The organism is Sunxiuqinia dokdonensis, assembly GCF_001270965.1.
Lineage (GTDB): Bacteria > Bacteroidota > Bacteroidia > Bacteroidales > Prolixibacteraceae > Sunxiuqinia > Sunxiuqinia dokdonensis.
On record NZ_LGIA01000036.1, the window covers coordinates 20,352 to 27,280 of the forward strand.

The following is a 6,929-nucleotide window of genomic DNA, read 5'->3' on the forward strand; positions in this document are numbered from 1 at the left end:
CCTCCTGTTCACACCAAAGTTTCTGAATTCCGGTTTTTAATGATTGGAAATGTTGCACCGATCATTCACTGGCCCGAACCTGATCAATGAAAATTGACGAAGGATCAGAATCACAATCTTTTTTAGCTGGCTGTCAATCCCGTTTCTGTCACTTTACCTCTGCATTAATTGTTGCAGATTAACCCAATAGAGCAAAGCCAAACGTGATCTTTTTCGTATCTTTGATTTCGATTTTTAGAAACTAAAAAATACAATTATGCAGACTATTGAAACCTATGATTTTTCAGGAAAAAAAGCATTGATCCGCGTGGATTTCAATGTTCCTTTCAACGAAAAGTTTGAGATTACTGACGATACCCGGATGCGTGCCGCTTTGCCAACCATTAACAAGGTGATTGAAAAAGGGGGTTCGCCCATTATCATGTCTCACCTGGGACGTCCGAAAGATGGCCCGGAAGATAAATTCTCCTTAAAACATTTGGTTGGCCACTTGTCGGAACTGCTGAATGGTGCCACGGTCAAAATTGCTCCCGATTGCATTGGCGACGAAGCCAAAACCATGGCCAAAGGCCTGAAGCCAGGCGAAGTGCTGATTTTGGAAAACCTGCGTTTTTACAAGGAAGAAACTGCAGGCGACGAAGAATTTGCCCGGAAGCTGGCCGAAAATGGCGACTGCTGGATCAACGACGCGTTTGGAACAGCACACCGTGCGCACGCTTCAACAGCGGTAATCGCCAAGTTTTTCCCCAACGACAAAATGTTTGGTTATGTCATTGGAAGCGAGCTGGAAAGTCTGGATAAAGTACTGGCCAATCCAACCCGACCGATGACTGCCATTATGGGCGGCGCCAAAGTCTCCTCAAAAATTACCATCATCGAAAACATGCTGGACAAGGTGGACAACCTGATCTTGGGTGGCGGTATGACCTACACTTTTGTGAAAGCCAACGGTGGAAAAATTGGCAATTCGATTTGTGAAGACGACTACCTCGAAACAGCACTGACCATTCAGAAAAAAGCAGCCGAAAAAGGCGTGAAGCTGTATATTGCAACCGATGTGGTAGCTGCTGATGATTTTAGCGAAAATGCCAACACCCAGCCGGCTGCCGCTGACAATATCCCTGATGGATGGCAAGGCTTGGATGCAGGTCCTGAAAGTGTTGCCACTTTCAAAACGGTGATTGAAAACTCAGGAACGATTTTGTGGAACGGTCCGGTTGGTGTATTCGAATTCGACAAATTTGCAGTGGGTTCTCGTGCAGTGGCCGATGCCATTGCAGCAGCCACAAAAAAAGGTGCTTTCTCATTGATTGGTGGTGGCGATTCAGTAGCCTGTATCAATAAATTTGGATTGGCCGACGAGGTGTCTTACATCTCAACTGCTGGTGGTGCCCTGCTGGAATACCTGGAAGGCAAAACACTTCCCGGAATTGCGGCTGTTCGTGGCGAATAAAAGAACAAGACTAAAATTACAAGAGGCTGTCTCAAAAGGGCGGCCTTTTTTTATGCGCAGGCTGATGCCTGATCGTCGTCAGCGACACCCAAAAAACAAAAGAGGCTGAACTCAATGGAGTCAGCCTCTTTTTATTATTATGCGATTCTTTTCAGGAATAAAAGAAAAACTTATTCAGCTTTCTTTTCTTCTTTTTCTTCAGCAGCAGGTTCTTCTTTCGAAGTTTCTTCGGCTGCGGGTGCTTCAGCTTTTGGAGCTTCTTCAGCAGGAGCTTCTTCAACCGCCGGAGCAGCTTCTTCAGCTACCACTTCTTCCTCTTCTGCCGGAGCTTCAACTTCTTCTGGTGCTTCAGCTGCTTTAGCCTCGGCAGCCAATTCGGCATTGCGTTTGGCAATGGCTGCGGCACGCTCGGCGTTTACTTTGGCTTCAGCTTCCAGTTGTTTTGTTTTCAAGGAATCGGAGTCTTTCGACAAACGATCTTTTTTCGCTTGAATCTTGGCTTCCTTCTCAGCTGACCAGGCGTCGAAACGACGTTCTGCCTCAGCTTCGTCAAAAGCACCTTTGGCAACACCACCTTGCAGGTGTTTTTTATACAATACTCCCTTGTAAGATAAAATAGCTCTTACAGTGTCGGTTGGCTGTGCACCTTTTGTAAGCCAGTCTAAAGCTTTATCAAAATCAAGATCGATCGTAGCAGGATTTGTATTTGGATTATAGGATCCAATCCTTTCAATATAACGACCATCTCGTGGTGCCCTGCCATCAGCTACCACAATGTGGTAGAATGCTAAACGTTTGCGACCATGTCGCTGCAATCTGATTTTTGCTGGCATGTGAATTAATTTTAATTGATAAACAATTTTTTAATTGTGGCGCAAAGATATACTTTTATTTCTGAAATAAAACTATCGGCCTGGAGTTAAATCAATGAAAGAAAAATGACTGTTGTCCGCAACCTTTTGACCAATTCTTCATCTTACTGGAACATTTGAAACAATTAATTTAGATTTTAAAGACATGAAAAAAATTATTCCTATTGCCGTAAGCGTTTTAATGATTGGATTGGTGGCCTGTGAGCCCGAAGAAGTAGCCTTTGATCCGGCAGCTGATGTATTTGTAATCACCAAAACTGTTGCAACAGAAAATGAAGTCGATACGGTGTACGGCCTGGCCTTGCATGCGTTTGCCAACAAGCCCATGCAAAGTGTGAAAGTTACTTCAGTAGATAACACGACTTATGATCTGGAGTCTTACGAAGGTTATCCTTACGATTTCTATGCTCAAACGGAGGACGATGATTTCTCAGCGGAAATGCCTGAGTCTGGCGCTTACAGTTTTAATATTGTGGCCCAGTCGGGCGAAACAAGCACACTTAGTGATAACTTGTCCGATGATGTAATTTATCCGACCGATACCATTAAATATGCGTTTGATGATGCTCAGAATAAAATGAAACTGACCTGGACCGAAATTGAGGATGCCGATTATCTTATCGTGAAAATGTTTGAACAAGATGATGATCAGGTATTTCAGTCTTCTTCTTTGTTGGGAGACAAAGAAGAATACACCATATCGGCTTCAGGATCAGGGTGGGCCAGCGACTTTCAACCTGCCGACGGCGCAACCTACATCATTCAGCTCGATGCCTTTAAATATGAATCGGGCCAGAATGGGGTGAACCTGCAAGCCAAGTCAATTAGCTTACAGGAAATCGTTTGGGGCGAAGAGTAATCCACCGAAAACCTATCTTTTAAACGGACTGTCTGAATTATTGGGCAGTCCGTTTTTGTTATTGCTTGGTGTGGCTTGTTTTCCTACTTTTGTAAACCATTTAAAACGATAACCATGATTCAGAAAGAGCAGCTAAAAGAGCTTGCAGAGCGCCGGGATGCGCTGAGGAGGCATCTTTGACTACGATGCAAAATTAATTCAACTACAAGAAGAAGAACTCAAAACACAAGATCCTGATTTTTGGAACGATCCCAAAGCAGCGGAACAACAGATGAAAGCCATTCAGTCGATTAAGGTGTGGACAGAGGGCTTTAAAGAAGTTGATCAGGCGTTTGAAGACTTACAGGTGTTATACGAATTTTTTGAGGCTGATGAAGCCAGCGAAACCGAAGTTGATGCCCAGTTTCACAAAGCACTGACACATATCGAAGAACTGGAAGTTCGAAACATGCTTCGTAAAGACGAGGACAAACTGGGTGCGATCTTGCGGATTAACGCCGGGGCAGGTGGTACCGAAAGCAACGACTGGGCCGAGATGTTAATGCGCATGTACATGCGCTGGGGTGAGAAGGAGGGCTATAAAGTCACTGTTTCAGAATATAATGCCGGCGACGAAGTGGGCGTAAAAAATTGCACCATCGAGTTTGAAGGCGATTATGCCTACGGCTACCTGAAAAGCGAAAATGGCGTGCACCGGCTGGTACGTTTGTCGCCTTTCAATGCGCAGAATAAGCGAATGACTTCCTTCACATCAATTTTTGTGGCACCCTTGGTTGATGATACGATCCAAATTGAAATTAATCCCGCCGATATTACCTGGGACACGTTTCGCTCGGGAGGCGCCGGCGGTCAGAATGTCAACAAGGTAGAAACCGGCGTTCGCTTGCGGCACGCCCCCACAGGCATCACCATCGAAAACACCGAAAGCCGGTCACAGCTGGCCAACAAGGAGAACGCCTTGCGACTGCTGAAATCGCAATTGTATGAATTGGAGCTTCGCAAATTGAGGGAAGCCGAAATGCAAATTGAGTCGACCAAGAAAAAAATTGAGTGGGGCTCGCAAATCCGTTCGTACGTGTTGCAACCCTATAAAATGGTGAAAGATACCCGGACCAACCATGAAACAGGCAATGTTCAGGCAGTTTTGGATGGCGAGATTGACGGATTTATGAAAGCTTACCTGATGGAGTTTAGCGAAGACTAGTTTGCAGGAGTAGAAAAATGTAGAAACTTTTTTGCATATTTAGGACAGATCGCTTAACTACTTCGCTGTTGTGAGGTAAATTCCCAATAAAGGCAACTGAATATGACAAAAACTGGCAACCCATATATCAATCGTGAAATCAGCTGGCTTTCCTTTAACGCACGGGTGTTACAGGAAGCTGAAGATCCCAGCGTTCCACTGTTTGAGCGGATTCGCTTCATCGGGATCTTCTCCAATAACCTCGATGAGTTTTTTCGTGTACGCGTAGCCTCGGTGCGCCGGATGGTTGATTTTGGAAATGATGAACCCTTAATTGGCGACATTGGTCCTGAAGAGCTGCACGAGAAAATTATGGAGACGGTGGTTTCGCACCAAAAGCGCTCGCAGGAAATTTTCCGCAACATCATGAAAGAGCTCAAACAGGAGAATATTCTGATGGTTGATGAGAATGACCTGGAGCCGGAACAAATTGTATTTGTCAAAAATTACTTCAAGGATAAGGTGCTTCCCAACCTGATTCCCATTATGCTGAGTAAGGAAAACAAGTTCCCGTATCTGCGCGACCGGTCTGTTTACCTGGCTATTAAGCTTTCGCGCAAGGCCCGGCCCGACAAGTTCGCCTATGCCCTGGTGCGTATTCCAAACATATCGTTGTCGCGGTTTTTGGTGCTGCCCGAAAAAGAAGGACGCAAATACGTCATGCTGCTCGACGATGTGATTCGATACAGCTTGCCCGATATTTTCCCCTTGTTTAATTACGATCAGTTTGAAGCCTACACCATTAAAGTAACCCGCGATGCCGAGCTGGATATCGACGACGATATCTCCAAAAGTTTTGTTGAAAAGATGGAAGCCAGCCTGAAGAAGCGAAAAGTGGGTACGCCTGTCCGCTTGTTGTACGACAAAGAGATTCCGGATGATTTGTTGGATTTTATCATCAAAAAAATGAAACTCGATCCGGACAACCAGGTGCCTGGCGGAAAATATCACAACCACAAAGACTTTATGGATTTTCCGGAGATCGGACAGCCCCACCATTATTATAAACGCCTGACGCCGGTGCGGCACAAAGAACTCAAACAGCATGAAAGTATTCTGAAGCGCTTGCGTCGGAAAGACATCATGCTGCATTATCCCTATCAAAGTTTTAGTCATTTCCTTGACTTGCTTCGCGAAGCGGCTATTGACCCGGCGGTGAACGAAATTGGGATCACGATTTATCGCGTGGCCGATAATTCGCGGGTGGTGAATGCTTTGCTGAATGCCATTCGAAACGGGAAAAAAGTAACCGTGGTTATTGAACTGCAAGCCCGGTTCGACGAAGAAGCCAACATTTACTGGTCGAATAAGTTGCAGGAAGAAGGGGCACATGTCGTTAATGGGGTTCCCGGCTTGAAGGTGCACAGTAAACTGGCGTGGATTAAACGCGAAGAAAAAAAATCGTTCCGGAATTACGCCTATGTGGGCACTGGAAACTTTCACGAAGGAACAGCCCGCGTATATGGCGATGACGGCTTGCTTACCGCCGATCCGAGAATTGCCGATGAAGTGGCCCGCCTGTTTGGATTTTTCAAGCACAACTACCGCATTTCGAATTACAAACATTTGGTGGTGAGTCCGTTTTCGATGCGTCAATTTTTCATGACTAAAATCGATCAGGAAATTGCCATTGCCCGGTCGGGAAAACGTGGGTTTATGGTGCTGAAAATGAATAGCCTGATCGATCCTGAGATGATGGACAAAATTTATGAAGCGGCACGTGCGGGCGTAAAAATTCGACTGATTGTACGTGGCATCTTTGGCTTGTTGACCGAGTTGGAGGGCGTAAGTGAAAACATTGAGGCCATCAGTATTGTCGATAAATACCTGGAGCATTCCCGTATTTTTCTGTTCGGAAACGGTGGCAAGGATCAGATATATATATCATCGGCCGATTGGATGCCACGGAATTTAAACCGGCGTATTGAAGTGGCTTGTCCGATTTACGATGAAGATTTGAAGTCTGAATTGCGCGAAATGCTTAAAATTCAACTGAAGGACAACACCAAGTCGCGGATTTTAGACAATGAATTACAGAATACCTACAACCGGCAGCATATGGAAGGCCGGTTCCGTGCGCAGGAAGATTATTATCAATACATCAGATTAAAACATCAAGTCGCCATGAAAATCTATCATAATCCACGATGCTCGAAAAGCCGGGCGGGTTTAAAGTACCTCGAAGAAAACGGATACCACATCGACGTGAAAAATTACCTGAAAGACGGGATCACCGTGGATGAGATTAAAAATATTCTGTCCAAATCAGGGATGAAGGCGTTTGAACTGGTTCGAACCCAGGAGGATTTGTATCGAAAAGAGTACAAGGACAAAACGTTGACGAACAATGAATGGGTAAATGTTCTGGCCGAAAATCCGCGTCTGCTGAAACGTCCGATTGTCATTAATGGCAAAAAAGCCATCCTGGCCCAGCCTCCCGAACTGATTGAGAAAATCAGGTAAAAACAAAAAAAGGGGAGGGTAGAGAGTGTTCAACGAACT

The 6,929-nt window shown here is 45.2% G+C and carries 5 protein-coding genes; 4 read left to right on the top strand and 1 reads right to left on the bottom strand.

Features of this window, described 5'->3' with window-relative positions:
* Window positions 1-256: 256 nt before the first annotated feature.
* Window positions 257-1,453, top strand: coding sequence for a phosphoglycerate kinase (locus NC99_RS04205; RefSeq protein WP_053180188.1), 1,197 nt, complete (start codon window positions 257-259; stop codon window positions 1,451-1,453).
* A gap of 170 nt (window positions 1,454-1,623) precedes the next feature.
* On the opposite strand, the gene NC99_RS04210 is transcribed toward NC99_RS04205, so the two are convergent.
* Window positions 1,624-2,286 carry a 30S ribosomal protein S16 gene (locus tag NC99_RS04210; RefSeq protein WP_053180191.1) on the bottom strand — a complete coding sequence of 221 codons (663 nt, stop codon included), beginning with the start codon at window positions 2,284-2,286 and terminating at the stop codon, window positions 1,624-1,626.
* 184 nt (window positions 2,287-2,470) lie between these two features.
* Between NC99_RS04210 and NC99_RS04215 the strand changes: the two genes are divergently transcribed.
* From NC99_RS04215 to ppk1, 3 genes are all read left to right on the top strand, one after another.
* Window positions 2,471-3,184, top strand: a complete 714-nt coding sequence (locus NC99_RS04215) for a hypothetical protein (RefSeq protein ID WP_053180193.1) — start codon at window positions 2,471-2,473, stop codon at window positions 3,182-3,184.
* 114 nt (window positions 3,185-3,298) lie between these two features.
* Window positions 3,299-4,388 (top strand): peptide chain release factor 2 gene (gene prfB, locus NC99_RS04220; RefSeq protein WP_157624430.1). Its coding sequence is split into 2 segments (ribosomal slippage): window positions 3,299-3,361 and window positions 3,363-4,388, totalling 1,089 coding nucleotides; the frame shifts between segments, so codons are not numbered across the junction.
* A 102-nt stretch (window positions 4,389-4,490) separates the two neighbouring features.
* The gene (gene ppk1 / locus NC99_RS04225; RefSeq protein ID WP_162231139.1) at window positions 4,491-6,890 is read left to right on the top strand and encodes a polyphosphate kinase 1; all 2,400 of its coding nucleotides are present in this window, start codon (window positions 4,491-4,493) and stop codon (window positions 6,888-6,890) included.
* Window positions 6,891-6,929 lie beyond the last annotated feature (39 nt).

What these genes read in the sequence shown, in the direction of transcription:
- NC99_RS04205 (WP_053180188.1), top strand. Translation starts at nt 257, where the DNA reads ATGCAGACTATTGAAACCTATGATTTTTCAGGAAAAAAAGCATTGATC.
- NC99_RS04210 (WP_053180191.1), bottom strand. Translation starts at nt 2,286, where the DNA reads ATGCCAGCAAAAATCAGATTGCAGCGACATGGTCGCAAACGTTTAGCA.
- NC99_RS04215 (WP_053180193.1), top strand. Translation starts at nt 2,471, where the DNA reads ATGAAAAAAATTATTCCTATTGCCGTAAGCGTTTTAATGATTGGATTG.
- ppk1 (WP_162231139.1), top strand. Translation starts at nt 4,491, where the DNA reads ATGACAAAAACTGGCAACCCATATATCAATCGTGAAATCAGCTGGCTT.